Raw genomic sequence first — 18,700 nt, forward strand, 5'->3', positions numbered from 1 at the left:
CCAAGTTGACTAACTTAGTTTAAAGAAAAACCACCACTTTGTCAACCATGTTGACAAAGTGGTGGTTTTCTTTTTAACCGGCCTTATTGTTCTATTCCCCACTCTAACTTTAATAGGTTTTTAAGCATATTTACTTGCTCCAAACCTATTTTTTCTGCAATTTTATCCTCAAGCCGGGCTTTAAGTTCTGCATTTTTTTCGTAGCATTCCTCACCTAAAGCTGTTAGCTGGATACACTTATCTTTCTTGTTGTTTTCTACGTTTGCAATTTCCACTAATCCTTTTTCAGAAAGATTTGTAATAAACTTATGAATGGCTTGGCGGGATATTTCTACATTTTTGGTAACATAGGAAATGGTCGGTCTCTTCTTATAAATTCTGGCCATGATATACCATTCAGAATTGGAAATATAAATCTCACTGTTATCATTCCATGCTTTTTCTGAAATCTTTCGGACCAAACTATGTCGCTCGCTCAACAAATCTATAAGGTCTAAGTGCTGTAATTCAGAGTTAGGAATCAACCCATTCACTCCAATCATATTCTTCGCACCTACTATACAAAATCCGTTATTGGATGTCAATTTGGTTGACTTCCATTTTCCTCGAACGTGCTTTTCGGTAATATAATCCGTACATGAAAACAGACATCATGATAACAAAGGAATAGCCAATATAAATATTCCGATAAATATTTTCCGAGGATAAACCTTCCTGAAGGGTTAATAATAAGCCAGAAACTGTCACTCCTAGCCCCGCTCCGAAAAATTGCAATAATTGGACGATTCCTATCCCCGACCCAATTTGAGCTAAGGGCAAGATTCTTGTGATCTCGTTTGAAATGCTCGATGAAATAGCTGTAAAGCCCACACTTGCGAACATATAGGTTAAAAGTATGAAATAGGGATCTAAGGTTGTTAACAACGCAAATAGGATAGTGGCACTTAATAAAAATAATTGCCCAAAAATGATTACCAGTGCATTGCCAAAGCGGTCAATTTTTCTTCCAATGATTTGTCCAGCAATCACCGCCAAAATGGCTCCTGGAAAAATGATTATTCCTACCTCTGCTGGTGTTTTTTTAAATACAGTCGTCAGAATAATGGGCATTAAAAACAGATTTGAAAAGTTTATGAAAAAAGCTGAACAACTAATAAATAGAAGTTTTGTATATTGCTTATTTCTGAGGAGTATTGGTGGAATAAACGGCTCTTTATTCTTATTCATATATCTCCAACTTACAGCCAATAGGACAACCGTAGCTAATAAAAAACCATATGAAAGTGTGGAGAGAGAAAGTAACAGGCCAGTAACACTAAGTCCCGTTAGAATTGCACCATATAGATCGAAATGTCCTTTTTTAATAATTTCCTTAGGTAGTAACCTTTGGAAGAAAGGAATAGATAGAATAGAAAATCCAGTGATAGCGAAAAGATAATTCCATCCCAAGTATTGAGTTATTAGTCCTCCTATTACAGGTCCTAAACCAAATGCCAATGAAGCAGCAGAAGCAATAAAAGCCATTGCTTTTCCACGCCTTGATATTGGTATATAGCGCCCCGCCATGATCATGCTTAATCCCATCACGGCTCCTGCCCCTGCAGCTTGAAGAATGCGAGCTCCTAATAATAAAATAAAATGATTGGAAAAGAAACCGATGATCGAAGCTATTCCTAAAATGCTAATTCCGAGGAGTAGAAGTCTTGAGAGAGGAATAAAATCCGATAGCCTGCCAAATGTCAACGTTGATATAGCAAACATGATTGAATAACCGGAAACAAGCCAAGATGCAGTGGATGAGTTTAAGGAAAATTCCTGAATGACAACTGGCAATGCAACATTAAACATAGTCGTATTCATTACAACTAGCAAGGTTGTAAAACTCCAAATGAAAATGAGTTTATTCTCTTGAAAGGACACCTTCATTTCAGATTGGGTAGAATCAATTATAATTGAAGACATTTGTTTCCCCCATTACTTTATAATTTTTTTATTTATAATCAATCTAGTATTCTAATGGTGCATCTGAAACAATGGAAGAAATGATATGCACCGAGTCCCATTCACCCCCTGAAACTGCCACAATGGGATACTTTTTCGGGAAAAGTGTTTTATCAATATCATTAATTGTGTATCCTTTTTCATGTAAATCTTTTACTTCACCGCAAAGGTTTTCAAGATAATTTAATTTTTGCCTCAGCATCTCTTTTCCGTCTTTTATGTACCCTGAATGGGAGCAAAATACCGTTTCGAAATTAAACGATAACAGCATTCGTATGGAATTCATTATTAAACGGATTGATTCACTTTTCATAATAACCTTTGTTTTCGGTGCAACATATAAGTCACCTGTAAATAACCTGCCTGTGTCTTCATGATAAAGCGAGATATGGTCATCTGCATGACCTGGTGTATAAATCACTTTCCACTCTTGACTCTTAGTTTGAATCGTTTCTCCTAGCGGCAAGGCCGTAAACTCTTTTCGTATCCCCCAAGCCATCTGACGATATTTGGGATACGGGCAGAGCTGCGCACAAGTGCTAATTCCTTTTTCATGAATAAAGATGGGAACATTTCGGTTTTCTTGGAACCATGAAGCTGTGCCTGTATGATCCTCATGACTATGAGTTAAAGTAACCAGGTCAATCGAATGGCTTTCATAAAATGGAATTAGATCAGATTCAAGGTGTTTGCACCCGGTATCAATTAACATTCCGTCTACTAAAAATGCATATACCGATCTTCCTTTTTGTCCTGCCCTTTCAAAACTCCCCTCAATACAAGTAACGTCTTCTCTATCGTACACATTTATCATCCCTTCACTCCCCCTTTCCTTAGACTCCCTTATTCGTGTTACTAATTCCAATTTCAAAAAGGATTTTCTTAAATTGTTGAATTTCCTCCACATCAAAATCGGACATCACTTCTTTATTCATTTCATCCATTTTTTCACATAATGAAACCTCCATAGATCTCCCTTTCTCTGTCAGAAAAACCAGCTTGTTTCGGCGGTCATTAGGATCCACTCGCCGTTCAATAAACCCGTTTTGTTCCAAGCGATCGATTATTCCTGTAATGGTTGCACTGTCCATAAGAAGTTTTTCAGCTAAAGCATAACCAAATTGACCATCCTTTTCCCAAAGCCGACGAAGCAATGCAAATTGTACAGGTGTTACACCATAAGAGGCTAGCTTAGATTTACTCACTTGATTTACTCTTTGTAAAGCTTTCGCTAGTAAAAAATGAACACAGATATCGAATTTTCCCATAATTATCTCACCACCATTTATTAAAATTTTCTGATTAATAAGAATATATCATGTTCAAAATGATTTGTATACAAGTAATTCGTATGCAAGTGATTTGCGTATACGAAATTCACTATGATTGAAAACAGCAAAAAACCTGCTTGTTTAAGGCAGGTTTTTTGCTGATATTATTCTCCCACTACTTTGGCGTTCTTTAGCATCTCTTCTGTTAATGTGATTCCTTCCTCTTGAGCAGCTTTTTTATTGATATACAACTGAAGGTTTTCTGGGAAGCCGACAGGAATTTTGCTTGGTTTTTTACCTTTTAGAATTTCCACAGCCATTTTTCCGGTTGTATATCCTAGATCGTGGTAGTCGAATCCATAGGATGCGAAGGTTCCACGTTTTACAGAATCACCTTCACCAACAAAGGTCGGGATATTATTTTCATTGGCTACTTTAATCACAGATTCCAGTGCAGCAACGACAGTGTTGTCCTTTGGAATATATAATACATCCGCTCGGCCTACCATTGACTCGGCTGCCTGTTTCACTTCTGAACTTGCTGTAATAGTTGTTTCAACGGACTCTAGCCCAGCTGCCTCAATAGCTATCTTAGCGTTTTTAACATTGACAACGGAGTTTGGTTCACCGTTGTTATAAATGATGCCTACCTTCTTGGCATTAGGAATAAATTTTTTAATGGCCTCAATTGTATTCTTTATCGCCTCTGGATGAGTGTCAGATGTGCCGGTCACATTCGCGCCTGGCTTGTCCAAGCTTTGCACAAGCTGGGCTCCGACAGGATCCGTTATGGCAGTGAATAATATTGGAATATCTTTCGTAGCGTTGACCACTGCCTGAGCACTTGGTGTTGCAATTGCCAAAATTAGATCATCCTTGTCGGCAACCAAATTTTTGGCAATGGACATATTATTGTTCATGTCTCCTTGGGCATTTTGGTAATCAAGTTTCAAGTTCTTTCCTTCTACATAGCCGGCATCCTTCAGTGCCGCAATAAAACCTTCTCGAGCCGCATCAAGGGACGGATGCTCGACAATTTGTGAAATCCCTATTTTTACAACTTTCTCGTTTTTCTCCTTTGTTTCTCCGCTAGTTTCCTTACTTCCCGCTCCACATGCGGTTAGTAACATTAACATTCCACACACCAAAAGTACTAGATTCTTTTTCACCTATAAATCCCCCTAAATTATGTATTCTACTAATAAAAAAGGTTAACCTCCTCATTCTAAAAATTTATAATATTCAGATTTTATCACGCGTAATATTTCCGGGCAATAGTGCCTTTCTATTATATGAGGATTTACTCTAGTGCTTTTTACCTATATTCCATTCCATAAATTTCTGGTTTTAATACTAAATTTCGGAAAATAATAAAAGAAGAGTAAAACAAGATCCACTGCTGGAGGAAGTAGATTTGGAACATACTTGGTTTTCCTTGATACCGTTTCTGATTGTCATTGGCATGTCTATTTGGATAAAAAACATCCTGCCTGGTCTGGTAGTCGGCCTTCTTGTTAGTTCCTTCCTTGTGTCTGCCCATTTTTTAGGCGGTGCCCATCAGGCCGTCACCTATATCGTGACAACCTTGTCTAATGAGACGAACATGAAAATTATCGGGTTTCTTTATTTATTTGGCGGCCTCGTAGGGATGATGAATATTTCCGGCGGGATTAAAGGTTTTTCCGAATGGATGGGAACAAAGATTAGAACGGAACGGGGCCTGCTCGGATTCATCTGGCTTACCCTCCCTTTTACCTTTATGATGCCAATGTTTCGAATCATGATGATTGGTCCAGTCGTCAAATCTCTTGCTAAAAAAATAAACATCCCGAAGCAAAAAGTAGGGCTGACCATGGATATTTCCACAGAATCCGTTATCGTGCTTTTACCAGTTGCGACGGCCTTTGTAGGATTTATGGTTTCGTTAGTTGAGGGCAGCATAAGAGGACTTCACATCAGTCAATCAGCTTATCAGATTTTTTTACTGAGTATTTTGTTTGATTTTTTTGCGATTACGTTGCTTGTCATTGGACTCATTCAAACTTTTTGGTCACCTTCTAGAAAATCACAGGATTCAGGCTTAAATAATGAGCGGGAACTGTTGGAAGAAGAGCATGAATTTCATAGGATGGGCATTAAAAGAGAATTATCTCTAGTCCAATCACAGCCATGGAATTTGATTTTTCCAGTCTTTTTACTTTTAGGACTTTCCTTGTTTCTATTATGGAAAGACGGCACTGCCAAAGGGGCAAAAACCGTTTTCGACGCCTTTTCAAAGGCTGATGCCACCTTTGTCATGCTTCTAGCCGTATTTATTACTCTAGTGTTATCCTTTGCTTTCTATATCTTAAGACGTCTTCCTTTAAATGAACTTTTGTACCATTTTTATGATGGCGGCAATCAAATGATGGAGGCCATCAGTTTGCTTGTTTTGATCTGGTCCCTGACTCTCGCGGCCAATGAGCTTGGTTTTTCAACTTTTATAAGTTCAACATTAGGATCCTTTTTACCACCTTTTTTGACTCCGGCAACCATTTTTTTGCTTGGTTCCATTACAGGTTATTTTATTGGTTCCTCATGGGGAACGTGGGGCTTGTTTATGCCATTAGGAATATCCTTGGCTTCGGCTACCGATGCTTCCATTCCGTTAACCGTCGGTGCAGTGTTTGCCAGTGGAGCATTTGGCGCTTTAGCATCCCCATTAGGCGATACGACGATAACGACAGCGTCAATTCTCGATTTACCGCTTGTCGATTATGCGCGTTATAAATTGAAGGTATCTGCTTTGGGTGGGATTATTGCAATTGTCCTGTATCTTGTTTGTGGTTTCTTTATTTCTTGAAAATGAACTCCATGCATGAATTGTTCCCCCTGAATAGCTCACACTAATTATTAAAGGATAATTTAAGGAGTGAGCTACTTGAAGAAAATTAGTTTAGTTTCAATCGTATTAGCGGCTGCCCTTTTAGGCGTAACCGGCTGTAATAATGATAAAACATTAAATAACAACAGAAACAATCTAGGAACAAACAATGCAAACAATGTTTCCAACCAAAACTTGCGCGTATCAGCACGCGCTAGTAATAATGTGGAAGGCCTAAGAGAAGTCGACCAGGCTCATGTCATCCTTCGAAATAATGATGCCTATGTTGCGGTCAGTTTAAAAAATAATACTGGTAATACAGGAACTGATGCAATCGGTACCAATGATGGTACAGCGGGTACGAGAGATACCAGAACAAATAATATCGATCGTACCAAGCTGGGAGGTCGGAAGGTTGGATCTGGCGATAATACGAATTATAAAAAAGCGGCTTCTCCACTTGATAAAAAAATAGAAAGACAAGTACATGCAGCTGACCGTTCCATAGACAATGTGTATATTTCGTACGATACTGCATTCTTCGGCCAAATGACAAATTATACAAACGATTTACGAAACGGAACAAACAGAGACGGTGTTTGGAACGATTTTACGAATACGATTAATGGAGTTTTTCGATAAAGCTGCCGAATTTTATTCGGCAGTTTTACTTGATTTATCATGGAAGTTCTCATTTTGGCTTTGCGGGCAATGAAACACCTTTTCATTTACCGTTGAATCTCTTTTTCTGGCTTCTCGGGAAATGAAATATCTTTTCATTTACCATGGAACCTCTTTTTCTGGCCTCTTGGGCAATGAATCACAGACCATTGCTAGAAAAGATCTGCCTTTCAGAGGAAATTCACCGCAAATTCTTCAGGCGATAAACGCACCAGTCACGTTCTACTATTTGCACAGTGTTTGGCCGCAGTCGACCTTTAGGAAAAACGTATACAAAAGCCTGATAGTCTCCCATTTCGGTATGTACTGATTGAACAATTCTTTCATAATAATTGTCTTTCCCCGGACCGTAGTATTCTTCGAGCAGATCGAGGGTCTGGAGTTCATCGTCATTCACCTGATAAAGTTCACCATTTACCCTGTCGTGGCCGGACTGAACTAAATAGGGATATCCAGTCCCAGAATCAAATAGGGTACCTTGTGTCCAACAATTATCTGCCAGACATTCAGCATTTTTAAGGAGATGGTGATTCCATTCATACCTTCTTAACGTGCCATAAACAAATACCAAATGCTTCTCCAACCTCAGCCCTCTCTTCTAACAAAAAAGATTTGATTTCTCCATTATAACTGTTTTAACTTCAAAGCCATTTGGATTTTTAACTAGTTCCTCTTTAGTAATAACATAACCAATACATTCATAAAAACGAACATTATGGGATAAGCCCGCCCTTACCTTGCATTCTGCCTTATTTTTTCCTTGTTTTTTTGCATAGTTTTCAAGCCACTTTAACATCAATTTCGCAATGCCCTTCCTTCTCGCAAATGGCTGAACCGAGACCCTTGAAAAATATATTGAATCGTCTTGTAAAATATATCTTAAAGAGCCCACAGGGACCTCGTCTAAAAAACATAAAATGAAACTCTCAGAACCATTTTGAAATGACTTTCTAAGAATATCAATCGGTTCATTAACTGCACTAGAAGGAACATCAAGATAGCGATACTCCTCAAAGGCTTCCTTCATCAGTTGATGGGCAATAACAATTTCATCTTCATTTCCTATTCTAATTTCAATACCCATAATTAACGATTTCCCCCCTAGTAATCTTTAACTCTTCCATTCTGTAAATGCGTTCAAGGAAAAACAATGGATCCGGATAATAGGGACAGATTGACTGTCCCCATTAGCGTCCATTTTATAGGTTACTTATTTTGGCTTTTTTGTGCTGTTAATGCTTTCTTTGCAAGTCCACTTTCTCCAGCAAACTCTACATCCGCTTTTGGCATAGCATTATTATTTTTAAATTGCTTATTCTTATTTTTCGCCATTTTTTACCCCCCTTTAATTTTGTTTTACCCTTGGATGCCCGATATTGGGATCCACGAATTTAGTTTGCTTTCTTTTTGAACTGCTATGCTAAATACAAATAAACATGATCTAAATGAAAAGATTAAAATATCTCCCCCTATTAAAATAGAGAAAGCTAATGAAAATTATTTTTTTAAATAATGAAGCATAGCAAGCTGACCTAATTTTTCTACTTTGGTTAACGTGTATTTTTGAGTAATATCATCTCCGTTATAAAGGGATATTCCTTTACCTAAAACAATTGGTGCAATGGCTAGTTGGATTTCATCAATTAAATTCTCTTTAAAAAATTCACGAGCTAAATTTCCTCCACCAATTAACCATATATCTTTACCAGGCTTTTGTTTTATATTATTAATGAAAGTTTTTACATCTTCGTCAATAAAGGTTGTATATTTATCTGATCCACTAACAGATTTAGAAAATACATAATTTTTATAATCGCTATAAGGATAATCCATATCAAATCCACGAATGACATCATATGTTCCTTTTCCCATAACAACAGTGTCAATTCTTTCAAGGAGTGAATTGTAGCCAGAATCTCCTTCTACTTCAGTTGTTTCTAACCATTCTAATGTTCCATCCTCATTTGCAATATAGCCATCAATTGAAGTACCAATGTACAAAATAATGTTACGCTGTTTTTTCATGTAAATCTCCATTCCTTTGTTTCAAATAATAAAATTAGTATCCTTTAATTCGACAAAACTTGTCATTATATAAAAAGGATGAATACATGCAAAATTGTAAAGACTTTTAAGTATCAGAATGTAAATTAATAAGTTATGTTACTGACGCACAATTGTACAGATTGTTGAAAATGGTATTGAACAACTAACCATGAGAAAGGAGGATTAAATATACTTCTCCTAATTTCATCGCTCATAATATTTTACACAATTGCAATCCTGATACCTAAACGTATACCATGGCTGCAAATCTGGACCACTACGTTATTTTCACTTGTGCTTGAGAATTTTTCAAATATGATATTAGATTTGAAATTAAACCTGTTCGGCTATATCGGACCAGGTAATCAATGGACTGGTTTCCTTCCCATTTTCCTATACCCGCCTGTAAATACTATCTTTTTAAATTACTATCCTTTCAAAAAAACAAAATTTTACAAGTGTGGGTACATAATTGGCTGGACGGCATTTTGTCTTGTATATGAAGTTGCTGCACTAAAATCTGGATTTTTTTACTATACAAAATGGAAACTGTGGCACTCGGCTTTGAGCTATCCGGTATTACTTCTAATGCTGCTTGGAAATTATAAATTGACTGAATGGCTGCACCGTCGTGCATCCAAATTTTAAGAATGGCTCCCTTTATTTATACTCAAACTTGCTCATCAAGATTGATAAAATAATGGTCCTTACGATATGACACTGCTTCCATGGTTGCTATTAGATTTTTTTCATGATAAATATCGATTCGATAGAATCCGGTACGATAGTTTCGTTTAATTTCCGTTGCGCGGGCTACTATCTTGTCTCCAGGTTTAGCTGCTTCGATAAACTGGATGGTGGTCGAGAGTCCTACCGAGGTTTTTCCATACGCATTACAGGCTACCGAAAATGCATGGTCGGCTAAAGCATAAATAACTGCTCCGTGAACCGTTCCATATGCATTTACCATATGGCTTTGAACATCTAGCATTGCTTCTGAAAAACCTGCTTCAAATTTTGTTAACTGGATGCCTAAAGACTCAGCATACGGATCGTTTTTAACTTGCTTATAAATTTGTTCGTAGTGTTTTTCATAAATTTGATACTCATCAATTTTATTCTTCACAATTACCCACTCCTTGAATGTTTTCCATTTGATTAAAAAATCATTTGAACCAAAATCATGTAGACAATTGTTCCCCCTGCTATTGAAAGAAGCATCTGTTTCTTCCATAAATGAAGCAGTGCAACTACCGCTACTCCTATAAATTCAGGAATACCATGACTTCTAGATAGTAAACTTACATCCTTAGAACAATAAATGACCAAAAGCCCGATGACCGCCGATGGCAGCACTTTTCCGAGATACTGTATATAATTCGGTGTGGGTTTACCTGATGGGAAAACGATGAATGGAAGAAACCTTGTAAGCATTGTGCCTAGAACGACCATGGCAACCATAATAATCTGCTGAATTACATTCATCGTCATACCGCTTTAGCCTCAACTTTCTCCAATGACTTTCTAGACAGGGTTAGGAGCCCTAAAATTGCTATCATAGCAGGGATAAGAAAAGAATTTCCTCCAAAAATAATTAGACAGACAATTGAAGCTCCCAGACCTACAAGTGAGCTTATATGTTTTTCTTCCTTCGTCCATTGTTCAATAAAGATAACCACAAAAAGAGAAGTCATGACAAAATCGAGCCCTTTTGTATTGAACTTGATAAAAGAACCAAAAATGCCGCCTAGCGTTGCACCTAATACCCAATAGAAATGATTAAGCAGGGTAACAAAAAACATAACCCAGCCTTTATCGACATTCTTCGGTACATTAATCGTATTATTGATCGCAAAAGATTCGTCGCAAAGTCCAAAAATCATATACCACTTTTTCTTCCCCACTCCACCATACTTGTTAAGCATTGAAATGCCATAAAACAAATGTCGTGCATTTACCATCAAAGTTAGAAAAAGAGCGTTAATCGGATTGAATGCTCCAATTAAAAAATTTGCTGCAACAAACTCCATTGAACCTGCAAATATTGTGAAACTCATTAAAATTGGATAAATTGCACTGAAACCTAATGAATTCATATAAATTCCATATGCAATTCCTAAGAAAACAAATCCTGCTAAAATGGGGACTGTGTACGGAAAAGCTACACGGAATGCACTCCATAATTGATTTCTTTTTTTCATCCTAATTCACATCCTAGATGTCTAAATTTTCTTTAATTTAACATACAAATTCCATACAAAAAACAAGATAATTGTATGTATTACAATTATCTTAATAAAGAAAAAATCCCCTCATTTTATAAAAATGGGGGCACAGATAGATGTTTTCTTTTCAATTAACGCAAAGTCATTTTAAAAACACCATCCTATCATTTCAACATTAGAATTCCATACAAAAAATGATATGATTGTATGGAATATGATATTAGAGGTGTAGTATGCCAGTTAATTCATTTGAAAATTATCCAATGTCTTGGAAACCTGATAAGAAAGCCTTAAAACGTCCTTATTATAAATCTATTGCATCATTACTTGAACAGGATATATTAAATGGCTATTTAGCACCCGGGACAAAGTTACCTCCTCAACGAGAGTTAGCAGATTTTCTTGACATAAATTTCACTACTATTACCCGTGCCTACAAAATATGTGAGGTAAAGGGATTAATTTATGCCATTACGGGAAGTGGAACCTTCGTAGCTCCTAATGCCGCCCGTCCCATAACCATTTCCAAGGATAAAACAGCCAACCTCATTGAGCTTGGATTCGTGGCATCCTTTGAGCAAACCAATTCTATTGTAAAAGACATTATCCCAAATGTTGTGGAGAAAAAATATTTGGAACAGCTTCTGAATTACAACGATCCAACTGGCATTCCACATCAAAAAACTGCAGCTCTAAACTGGATGGAATCTTTTGGTATCCACACTGACCAAGAGCACACAGCCATTGTCTCTGGTACCCAAAATGCATTGGCTATTGCCTTGACTGCTATGTTTGAGCCTGGTAATAGAATTGCAACCGATATTTACACTTTTTCGAATTTTATCGATTTGGCAAAAATGTATCATATTCAATTAGTCCCCATTCTTGGAGACCAGTTTGGGATGTTACCAGGCGAACTAGAAAAGCAGTGTTGCCAAATAAATATTCATGGGATTTTCCTAATGCCCTCTTGCAGTAATCCTACCACCGTTAGGATTCCAGAGTTTCGAAAGCATGAACTAGCTGAGGTCATCCGTAAGCATCGATTAATTTTGATAGAGGATGATATACATGCGTTTCTGACAGCAGGTATTATTTCCGATTACCAGCAACCAATGTTCAATATACTTCCAGAACAGACGGTATATATTTGTGGTACCTCTAAGTCCATTTGTTCAGGATTAAGAGTCGCCTATATGGTATATGGGGATGCCTTACGTGAGAAAATTTTGCGTGCGATCTTTAACATCAATGTGAAAACTTCTTCTTTAGATGCAGAGGTGATCACAGAACTCATTTTGACAGGGAAAGCTCATGAAATTGTTGCTGAAAAGAAACAGCTGGCACAGTCTGTGAATGATATTTATTCGGAATATTTTCCTTTAGAAAAGAATGTTGGACATCCACTTAGTTTTTATCGTTGGCTTCCAATTCAGGGGTATAACGATACGTTACATTTGGAAACGGAATTGAAGAGTTATGGTATTCGAGTTTTTCATTCTGATCGTTTTTTGAGCGGACAGACCACCGTTGATAAGTATTTGCGTATTGCCCTTTCTTCTACAAACTCTTTAGATGAGTTAAAAATGGGATTAAAAATATTAAAACAGTATCTCACAAAAAATGAATCCTCAGTTTCTAGCTGAACCGATATATTTAGAACAAAAGATAGCAGCTGGAACTAAAACTCTTGCATTAAGTTAGTTCACTAAACAATTATTTAGTATAATTGATTATATCAATATGCTAATAGAAATAGGGGGATTATTATGCCATTAGCAAATACAAATTCATACAATTGGAAGCCATTTTCAACTTCACCGCCACCACCGTATACTCCAGCTGTTGAATCAGCATTGAATAAGCTTATATTAAAAACAGATTAAGAATCTGCGAAATATAAGCTGTTTCGTAGATTCGAAGGAGTAGACGATGAAATCTAACATTCAGTTTATATTATCAATGATTATTTTCGGTACAATTGGTTTAGTTGTAAGATACATTGATTTATCTTCGAGTGAAACAGCTTTACTAAGTAGTTCAATCGGATGCCTATTTTTAATGTTCGTATTTTTTGTGATGAAAAAATCCATTCCGTGGAAATTAGTGAAAGCTAATGCTTCCGTCTTATTTCTTTCTGGTATTGCATTAGGAGGGAATTGGATTTTCCTGTATCAATCCTACGATTATACAACAGTCACTAACGCAACATTAGCCTATTACTTTGCGCCAGTGTTTGTCATGATTCTCTCACCAATTATCCTTAATGAACGATTACCTATCAAAAAGATTGTTTGTATTGGTGTATCGATATTAGGTATGTTATTGATTGTTGGAAATGGCATAAGTGCATCTGGAAAAAGTGATCTACTCGGGATCTTTTTTGGGTTAGTTGCAGCTGCATTTTACGCTGCATTAATGTTATTGAATAAATTTATTCAAAACATAGCCAAGTTAGAGATTACTATCATCCAACTTGGAACAACGGCTTTACTTCTCTTGCCATATGTGCTTTTTACGGAGGGATTCGGTATCTTAGAAGTATCAAGATCATCCATTCCCTTTATCATACTGTTAGGGATTATAAACACTGGTCTTGGATTTTGGTTATTTTTCTCGGGTATGCAAAAGTTAAAGGGCCAAAGTATTGCTATGCTAAGCTATGTAGATCCATTTGTAGCAATACTGATTTCAGGGGTAATCTTACAAGAACAAATGACTATCATTCAAATGTTTGGCGGGGCATTGCTTTTAGGTTCCACATTTGTCAGCGAAAATCAATCAATGAAATTTTCAAAACCATTAATGAAAAAAACAGCTAAATAACGTAATTGTAATAAAAAATGACAGGGTGTAATTTATTTCGTTAAATTCATTCCTGTCATTTTTTTTCTTCTTTATTTTATAATCGAATCCCCCGTACTCCTGTAGTCTTATTTTTTAAGATGTCAATTGTACACTTATCAAATCCTTTATATAAAAAAGGTAACAGCCACAAATTGCTGTTACCTCCACCTAAACATCTATTTCTCGATTACCAATCCGATACAATTGTTTATTTTTGTATGATTCAACAAAAATGTCAAATAATAAATGAGTGCATGTTTTTATTAATTGAGGTGATATTATGCCAATCCTCGAAGTTGATGAGAGTAGCCTATATTACTCTGTTAAAGGCAAAGGAATTCCTATCATTTTTATTCATCCTCCTGTTCTAACTTCCACAAACTTCATATATCAGATAGAAGAACTATCTAGTTATTTCCAGGTTATTACCTTTGATATACGTGGCCATGGAAGGAGCCCTTTTTCAATCAAACCCGTTACTTTTCCACTCATCGTAGAGGATATAAAAAAACTAATGAACCATCTGGAAATTAAACAAGCATTTTTATGTGGCTATTCAGCAGGGGCATCTATCCTATTGGAATTTTTGTTATCAACATTAACAGGACATATTTTAGGTGGAATCATTATTAGTGGAATGTCTGAAGTTAGTGACTGGCGTCTAAAAAACAGAATAATTCTTGCAAAAAAACTTATAAGGATTGGGGCATTGCCTGCTTTGGCTTGGTCAATATCAAAAAGCAATTCAGATACAGAAGAGTTATTTGAGAAGATTTTACTTGAAGCTAAAAAAGGAGATGCACGGAATATCTTGCAATACTATGATTACAGTTTAGACTATAACAGTTCGAATCAACTTGAAAAAATCAATAATCCTATTTCACTCATATATGGCGAAAAGGATAAACCATTTTTTCGTTATGCACAACAATTACATAGTAAACTTCCTCAAAACGAAATAACATTTGTTGAAGGCATTAAACATCAGCTCCCAACAAAAGCAGCAGGTGAATTGAATAAAGTTATTTATCAATTTATTGAGAAACATTCTAGGAAATGGGGTGAATAAGCTTGGATGTCAAACTATTTCGTGTAATAAATTTACTTTCCGGACGTTATTTGGTTATCGATAAATTAATGATACTTATTTCCTACAAGATCAAATTTGTTTTCTTTTTTATTTTAGTGACTCTGCTTTTTAGAAAAAGGAATGTATTTAATGAAGCAGTAGTGACTATCGTCATTACATTATTCTTGCATTTTATAACTAAGTTATTTTATTATAAGCCACGTCCAATTACAGACAGGAGAGTCCGAATACTTACTCCCTCTAGAGTCGATTCTTCCTTTCCTAGTAAACATACTTTACTAACTTTTGCCGTTTCAACAGTAGTCCTCTTTTATCAACGCACCGTTGGAACCATTTTGTTGGGTTTCTCGGTTTTAACGGGATTGTCACGAATTTGGGTAGGACACCATTATCCCTCTGATATTGCAGGAAGTGCAGTTTTAGGTTCTTTTACAAGTACGATTATTCATAAATTATTACAAATTTCAAAAAGAAAATAGAGCGACATCAAATTTATATGGGTATCGTATGCTATTCAAAATTCAGTGGTTCAATAAATTATGATCCATTAGTTTTTGTACTTAACAACCGTTCCTGCGATAGTGTCATAAACAGTCTGTTTATTTTTGTTCAACATGGGGCTTAACAAATTAATGAATACAAGTCCGTACACCGTTATCAATAATAAATTAATCAAGTAATCAGGGTAATTAGAAGGTAAGACAATGTGCCAAATCGTAAAATGCGCCAGCTCCCATGGGGCAAATTTAAGTGCAGAACGGAAAAGCGAGCGCTTCAGACCGATTGATCGACCATGGACGTCCATTACCAAAATCCCCATTTTTCGTTTTCCCCATGTCGCATGAAATTTCCCGCCTTCACTTATGGAAAAATAAAGATAAACAGGTAGTGTAATTAATAGAAATCCGGTAATTTCCGCTGACAAAGAATTTGCTGTAAACAACGGAATCAGCAACGGTCTTGCAAAAAAAGATAGTATAAAAAGTAGCAAGAGGTAACCCAAAATTATAACGTAGTCCCATAAAAAAGCGATGATTCGCGTGCCGAGTGATACGCTTTTTAATTTTTCATGTCGTTCCTCCATTGAATACACCCCCTATCTTCATATTCCTGGGCAGTAGTTTCATTTAAGACTATTTGGATATGAAGGATTATATGCAATAATTTGACCTAATAAAAAAACCCCTTCTTTTTGAAAGAATGGCGGCTGATTGTTAAAGATCATTTCTAAATTCTTATTTTAGTGTTAGTGAAAGTACTCCTTAAGGGAAATCTTTCTCCATACACATTCCCCCTCCCTTAATATTCAATGTTGAAATTGATAATTCCTTTTTGAACTCAACTGCCCCGTTAGCAAAACAAGAAAAAAAGGCTGCCATAATGAAGCCCTGATTTTCAACTCTTTTAATTCTTGCACCTTTTAGCTTAAGTGAACTTCTTCACAATTTATCTGTTTCACAAAAAATAGTTATTTTACCACTAAATAAATAAAGACAAATCACAAGGATTTTTTGGGAAACAGTCTCTAAAATTATCACTAGCGCCGTTCCATATTTCTGTTTTGTTCATACTTTGTGAATACGAATGAAAAGAAGACACTGTACATGGCAGATGGTGCTTACTGAGCTGATTTTGCTCTAATCATTGTATGTTTATTTCTTATCATCACTGGAGTAGCTTAATCTTATAAGCCCCCAGTAACGGATGGAGGTGTGCAAAACAACACACCTGTCCAATCCACTATTTTGAAAATACATAATTCATTTCAAAAAAGACTATTAAAATGGAAAAAAAGATAAATTAAAAGGGGTTAAGTACATGATCAACGTTTTATTTGTATGCTTTGGGAATATTTGCCGTTCACCGATGGCTGAAGCTCTGTTTCGCCACTTAGTCAAAAAAGAAAATTTGACTAACAAAATCGCAGTTGATTCCGCTGCAACCAGTTCATGGCAAATCGGCTTCCCTCCGCACGAAGGAACTCTTGATATTCTGAAGAAATACAATATCTCTTCTAACGGTCTTGTTGGACGCCGACTAAAGAAAGAAGACTTTCGGAGATTCGACTATATTATCGGTATGGACGAAAGCAACATAAAAAATATTTACAGGATAACCGGAAAGCCTAATCATCCAAAGATCATTAGGCTGCTCGACCTGACCAAATACAGGAAAGATATCCCCGATCCATTTTTTACAGGTGATTTTGCTGAAACCTATCGTCTTATATCAGCTGGCTGCAGAGTATTACTCAATAAAATACGCAGCGAAAAAAACTTATAGCAACAAGGCATCCAAATTTATCCGACGAACAAAAAAATTTCTATTTCACTGAACTAAATTTTTGAAATTGTAAAATCCGGTTACTTAACAAAAATTCCAACACAACACTGGCTTCGAGCCGAATATTGTTGTGGTAGGAAAATAACTCCAGTTGATATTAATTCACTCAATAATTTGTTATAATAAAGTGTTATTAACAATATTGAGGAGGAAAATAATATTTATGTCAGTCGAAGTAGGAAGTAAGGTACAAGGTAAAGTCACAGGTATCACTAATTTCGGAGCTTTCGTAGAATTACCGGGAGGCTCAACAGGTCTTGTGCATATCAGTGAGGTTGCAGATAGCTATGTAAAAGACGTTAATGACCATCTCAAAGTAGGCGACCTGATTGAAGTAAAAGTGATTAGTGAGAAAGATGGAAAAATTGCCTTGTCCATCAAAAAAGCTATTGATAGACCCGAAGGACAAACCTCTTCTTTTTCAAAACGCCCTCCACGCCAGGGAGGATTTGATAGTCGTTCAAAAGGCAATTTCAAACCCAAGGAAAATTTTGAAGATAAAATGGCTCGTTTTTTAAAGACTAGTGAAGAGAATTTGTCTACTCTCAAACGTAACACTGGAGCAAAGCAAGGCGGTAGAGGCGGGAGACGTGGATAACGTACTGCGATTTTTATAACTTCATAATATAAATAAAGGTAAGCCTTTTTAATAAACTGGCTTGCCTTCTTTAATGTATCTTTTATCGCCTTAGGTCATTAAAAGATTAAAAAAACAACATCAAAGTTTAACAGAACTTTTCTTAAAAACGAAAATTCTTCTAAGAGGGGTTACTACTTAAGAGAATTTCAAGATAATACTACATTCAATATTATTATTCCAATTACAGAGACACCATAAAGAGCCCAAGCTATTTTCTTGTTACTTTTTGGGGTCTCTTTATTTTTATAAACTTTAGTAAATTTGTATGTAAAAAATACAAATACCACGTTAGAGGCTTTTTTAGTAAATGAGAGTGTTTTTCCATAGTGAACATCAAATAAAAGCAAGATCATCGGTAATTACTGGTACGTTTTCCGGTACTTCTAACTCTGATAACATTTCATTTTTTTGTTGTGCTGTTAGATTTTCTCCTAAAGTAACAATGACATCTCCTTCTGAAGCGTCTGCAAAACAGATAGAAGGAACAGAGAAAAGCATCGTTATGACAAGAAACATTGCCTGTAATTTTAGTTTCAAAAAAAGACCTCCTTTTTACATATAGTGCTCCTATTATGTGGACCAAGCTCCCATAAAGTATCTTCTTTTATCATTTCAAGGAAGCTATCGCATTTATAGCTCCTTGTGTTTGCAAGAAAAGCTAAAGATGCCGTGGAAGGAAATACCATATTTTCA

Annotated in this window: 24 protein-coding genes; 9 read left to right on the forward strand and 15 right to left on the reverse strand. The window is 36.1% G+C overall.

The annotated features are described in order from the left end of the window. Positions 1-83 precede the first annotated feature (83 nt). From AC59HZ_RS09005 to AC59HZ_RS09025, 5 genes are all read right to left on the reverse strand, one after another. Complete coding sequence (locus AC59HZ_RS09005; protein WP_496545474.1) at positions 84-542, reverse strand: MarR family winged helix-turn-helix transcriptional regulator; 459 nt, start codon at positions 540-542, stop codon at positions 84-86. A gap of 28 nt (positions 543-570) precedes the next feature. After that, positions 571-1,962 carry an MFS transporter gene (locus AC59HZ_RS09010; protein WP_496545475.1) on the reverse strand — a complete coding sequence of 464 codons (1,392 nt, stop codon included), beginning with the start codon at positions 1,960-1,962 and terminating at the stop codon, positions 571-573. 43 nt (positions 1,963-2,005) lie between these two features. Next, positions 2,006-2,815, reverse strand: coding sequence for an MBL fold metallo-hydrolase (locus tag AC59HZ_RS09015; protein WP_496545476.1), 810 nt, complete (start codon positions 2,813-2,815; stop codon positions 2,006-2,008). 19 nt (positions 2,816-2,834) lie between these two features. After that, positions 2,835-3,269, reverse strand: coding sequence for a MarR family winged helix-turn-helix transcriptional regulator (locus AC59HZ_RS09020; protein WP_496545477.1), 435 nt, complete (start codon positions 3,267-3,269; stop codon positions 2,835-2,837). 167 nt (positions 3,270-3,436) lie between these two features. Next, positions 3,437-4,408 carry an ABC transporter substrate-binding protein gene (locus AC59HZ_RS09025; protein WP_496546019.1) on the reverse strand — a complete coding sequence of 324 codons (972 nt, stop codon included), beginning with the start codon at positions 4,406-4,408 and terminating at the stop codon, positions 3,437-3,439. Between the two features lie 278 nt (positions 4,409-4,686). On the opposite strand from AC59HZ_RS09025, the gene AC59HZ_RS09030 reads away from it, so the two are divergent. Both AC59HZ_RS09030 and AC59HZ_RS09035 read left to right on the forward strand, forming a co-directional pair. Further along, entirely contained in the window at positions 4,687-6,114 is a 1,428-nt protein-coding gene (locus tag AC59HZ_RS09030; protein WP_496545478.1) for a Na+/H+ antiporter NhaC family protein, read from the forward strand. A 78-nt stretch (positions 6,115-6,192) separates the two neighbouring features. Next, positions 6,193-6,777 (forward strand): YhcN/YlaJ family sporulation lipoprotein, encoded by a 585-nt coding sequence (locus AC59HZ_RS09035; protein ID WP_496545479.1) that lies wholly within the window; start codon positions 6,193-6,195, stop codon positions 6,775-6,777. 12 nt (positions 6,778-6,789) lie between these two features. On the opposite strand, the gene AC59HZ_RS09040 is transcribed toward AC59HZ_RS09035, so the two are convergent. The 5 genes from AC59HZ_RS09040 to AC59HZ_RS09060 all read right to left on the reverse strand — a co-directional run bounded on the left by AC59HZ_RS09040 (position 6,790) and on the right by AC59HZ_RS09060 (position 8,841). Further along, positions 6,790-6,915, reverse strand: a complete 126-nt coding sequence (locus tag AC59HZ_RS09040) for a hypothetical protein (protein ID WP_496545480.1) — start codon at positions 6,913-6,915, stop codon at positions 6,790-6,792. Positions 6,916-6,997: 82 nt separating this feature from the next. Further along, a complete protein-coding gene (locus tag AC59HZ_RS09045) occupies positions 6,998-7,399 on the reverse strand; it encodes a gamma-glutamylcyclotransferase family protein (protein WP_496545481.1) in 402 nt (133 codons plus the stop codon). A 15-nt stretch (positions 7,400-7,414) separates the two neighbouring features. After that, positions 7,415-7,900, reverse strand: a complete 486-nt coding sequence (locus AC59HZ_RS09050) for a GNAT family N-acetyltransferase (RefSeq protein WP_496545482.1) — start codon at positions 7,898-7,900, stop codon at positions 7,415-7,417. A gap of 122 nt (positions 7,901-8,022) precedes the next feature. Further along, positions 8,023-8,148 carry a hypothetical protein gene (locus AC59HZ_RS09055; RefSeq protein WP_496545483.1) on the reverse strand — a complete coding sequence of 42 codons (126 nt, stop codon included), beginning with the start codon at positions 8,146-8,148 and terminating at the stop codon, positions 8,023-8,025. Positions 8,149-8,313: 165 nt separating this feature from the next. Then, complete coding sequence (locus tag AC59HZ_RS09060) at positions 8,314-8,841, reverse strand: dihydrofolate reductase family protein (protein WP_496545484.1); 528 nt, start codon at positions 8,839-8,841, stop codon at positions 8,314-8,316. Positions 8,842-9,129: 288 nt separating this feature from the next. Here AC59HZ_RS09060 and AC59HZ_RS09065 point away from each other — a divergent pair, with 288 nt between their 5' ends. Further along, on the forward strand, positions 9,130-9,510 hold the full coding sequence (locus AC59HZ_RS09065; RefSeq protein ID WP_496546020.1) for a CBO0543 family protein: 381 nt from the start codon (positions 9,130-9,132) through the stop codon (positions 9,508-9,510). A 22-nt stretch (positions 9,511-9,532) separates the two neighbouring features. Here AC59HZ_RS09065 and AC59HZ_RS09070 read toward each other — a convergent pair whose 3' ends face one another. Genes AC59HZ_RS09070 through azlC form a run of 3 tightly spaced genes read right to left on the reverse strand, consistent with a single transcriptional unit; the run spans position 9,533 to position 11,063 of the window. Then, positions 9,533-10,096, reverse strand: a complete 564-nt coding sequence (locus AC59HZ_RS09070) for a PaaI family thioesterase (protein ID WP_496545485.1) — start codon at positions 10,094-10,096, stop codon at positions 9,533-9,535. Next, the gene (locus tag AC59HZ_RS09075) at positions 10,021-10,353 is read right to left on the reverse strand and encodes a branched-chain amino acid transporter permease (protein ID WP_496545486.1); all 333 of its coding nucleotides are present in this window, start codon (positions 10,351-10,353) and stop codon (positions 10,021-10,023) included. Before AC59HZ_RS09075 ends, AC59HZ_RS09070 begins: the two co-directional genes overlap by 76 nt. Beyond that, positions 10,350-11,063: an azaleucine resistance protein AzlC gene (gene azlC / locus AC59HZ_RS09080; protein WP_496545487.1), complete on the reverse strand. Its 714-nt coding sequence runs from the start codon at positions 11,061-11,063 to the stop codon at positions 10,350-10,352. Before azlC ends, AC59HZ_RS09075 begins: the two co-directional genes overlap by 4 nt. 257 nt (positions 11,064-11,320) lie before the next feature. Here azlC and AC59HZ_RS09085 point away from each other — a divergent pair, with 257 nt between their 5' ends. The 4 genes from AC59HZ_RS09085 (at position 11,321) to AC59HZ_RS09100 (ending at position 15,503) form a co-directional block, all read left to right on the forward strand. After that, positions 11,321-12,733 carry an aminotransferase-like domain-containing protein gene (locus tag AC59HZ_RS09085; RefSeq protein WP_496545488.1) on the forward strand — a complete coding sequence of 471 codons (1,413 nt, stop codon included), beginning with the start codon at positions 11,321-11,323 and terminating at the stop codon, positions 12,731-12,733. Positions 12,734-13,019: 286 nt separating this feature from the next. After that, the gene (locus AC59HZ_RS09090) at positions 13,020-13,913 is read left to right on the forward strand and encodes a DMT family transporter (protein ID WP_496545489.1); all 894 of its coding nucleotides are present in this window, start codon (positions 13,020-13,022) and stop codon (positions 13,911-13,913) included. A 301-nt stretch (positions 13,914-14,214) separates the two neighbouring features. Next, the gene (locus tag AC59HZ_RS09095) at positions 14,215-15,003 is read left to right on the forward strand and encodes an alpha/beta fold hydrolase (protein WP_496545490.1); all 789 of its coding nucleotides are present in this window, start codon (positions 14,215-14,217) and stop codon (positions 15,001-15,003) included. Between the two features lie 2 nt (positions 15,004-15,005). Beyond that, a complete protein-coding gene (locus AC59HZ_RS09100; protein ID WP_496545491.1) occupies positions 15,006-15,503 on the forward strand; it encodes a phosphatase PAP2 family protein in 498 nt (165 codons plus the stop codon). Between the two features lie 68 nt (positions 15,504-15,571). On the opposite strand, the gene AC59HZ_RS09105 is transcribed toward AC59HZ_RS09100, so the two are convergent. Next, positions 15,572-16,108, reverse strand: coding sequence for an RDD family protein (locus tag AC59HZ_RS09105; RefSeq protein ID WP_496545492.1), 537 nt, complete (start codon positions 16,106-16,108; stop codon positions 15,572-15,574). Between the two features lie 734 nt (positions 16,109-16,842). On the opposite strand from AC59HZ_RS09105, the gene AC59HZ_RS09110 reads away from it, so the two are divergent. Further along, positions 16,843-17,307 carry a low molecular weight protein-tyrosine-phosphatase gene (locus tag AC59HZ_RS09110; protein ID WP_496545493.1) on the forward strand — a complete coding sequence of 155 codons (465 nt, stop codon included), beginning with the start codon at positions 16,843-16,845 and terminating at the stop codon, positions 17,305-17,307. Between the two features lie 223 nt (positions 17,308-17,530). Further along, a complete protein-coding gene (locus tag AC59HZ_RS09115) occupies positions 17,531-17,965 on the forward strand; it encodes a S1 domain-containing RNA-binding protein (protein WP_496545494.1) in 435 nt (144 codons plus the stop codon). A gap of 375 nt (positions 17,966-18,340) precedes the next feature. Here AC59HZ_RS09115 and AC59HZ_RS09120 read toward each other — a convergent pair whose 3' ends face one another. Next, complete coding sequence (locus AC59HZ_RS09120; RefSeq protein ID WP_496545495.1) at positions 18,341-18,544, reverse strand: hypothetical protein; 204 nt, start codon at positions 18,542-18,544, stop codon at positions 18,341-18,343. Positions 18,545-18,700 lie beyond the last annotated feature (156 nt).

Source organism: Neobacillus sp. DZ-9 (assembly GCF_059587065.1).

Excerpts from the sequence above, each read along its gene's own strand:
- azlC (WP_496545487.1), bottom strand. The coding sequence starts at position 11,063 with ATGAAAAAAAGAAATCAATTATGGAGTGCATTCCGTGTAGCTTTTCCG.
- AC59HZ_RS09075 (WP_496545486.1), bottom strand. The coding sequence starts at position 10,353 with ATGACGATGAATGTAATTCAGCAGATTATTATGGTTGCCATGGTCGTT.
- AC59HZ_RS09015 (WP_496545476.1), bottom strand. The coding sequence starts at position 2,815 with ATGATAAATGTGTACGATAGAGAAGACGTTACTTGTATTGAGGGGAGT.
- AC59HZ_RS09025 (WP_496546019.1), bottom strand. The coding sequence starts at position 4,408 with ATGTTAATGTTACTAACCGCATGTGGAGCGGGAAGTAAGGAAACTAGC.
- AC59HZ_RS09055 (WP_496545483.1), bottom strand. The coding sequence starts at position 8,148 with ATGGCGAAAAATAAGAATAAGCAATTTAAAAATAATAATGCTATGCCA.
- AC59HZ_RS09110 (WP_496545493.1), top strand. The coding sequence starts at position 16,843 with ATGATCAACGTTTTATTTGTATGCTTTGGGAATATTTGCCGTTCACCG.
- AC59HZ_RS09005 (WP_496545474.1), bottom strand. The coding sequence starts at position 542 with ATGATTGGAGTGAATGGGTTGATTCCTAACTCTGAATTACAGCACTTA.
- AC59HZ_RS09090 (WP_496545489.1), top strand. The coding sequence starts at position 13,020 with ATGAAATCTAACATTCAGTTTATATTATCAATGATTATTTTCGGTACA.
- AC59HZ_RS09020 (WP_496545477.1), bottom strand. The coding sequence starts at position 3,269 with ATGGGAAAATTCGATATCTGTGTTCATTTTTTACTAGCGAAAGCTTTA.
- AC59HZ_RS09095 (WP_496545490.1), top strand. The coding sequence starts at position 14,215 with ATGCCAATCCTCGAAGTTGATGAGAGTAGCCTATATTACTCTGTTAAA.
- AC59HZ_RS09010 (WP_496545475.1), bottom strand. The coding sequence starts at position 1,962 with ATGTCTTCAATTATAATTGATTCTACCCAATCTGAAATGAAGGTGTCC.
- AC59HZ_RS09040 (WP_496545480.1), bottom strand. The coding sequence starts at position 6,915 with ATGAAAAGATATTTCATTTCCCGAGAAGCCAGAAAAAGAGATTCAACG.
- AC59HZ_RS09060 (WP_496545484.1), bottom strand. The coding sequence starts at position 8,841 with ATGAAAAAACAGCGTAACATTATTTTGTACATTGGTACTTCAATTGAT.
- AC59HZ_RS09070 (WP_496545485.1), bottom strand. The coding sequence starts at position 10,096 with ATGGAAGAAACAGATGCTTCTTTCAATAGCAGGGGGAACAATTGTCTA.
- AC59HZ_RS09105 (WP_496545492.1), bottom strand. The coding sequence starts at position 16,108 with ATGGAGGAACGACATGAAAAATTAAAAAGCGTATCACTCGGCACGCGA.
- AC59HZ_RS09085 (WP_496545488.1), top strand. The coding sequence starts at position 11,321 with ATGCCAGTTAATTCATTTGAAAATTATCCAATGTCTTGGAAACCTGAT.
- AC59HZ_RS09115 (WP_496545494.1), top strand. The coding sequence starts at position 17,531 with ATGTCAGTCGAAGTAGGAAGTAAGGTACAAGGTAAAGTCACAGGTATC.
- AC59HZ_RS09050 (WP_496545482.1), bottom strand. The coding sequence starts at position 7,900 with ATGGGTATTGAAATTAGAATAGGAAATGAAGATGAAATTGTTATTGCC.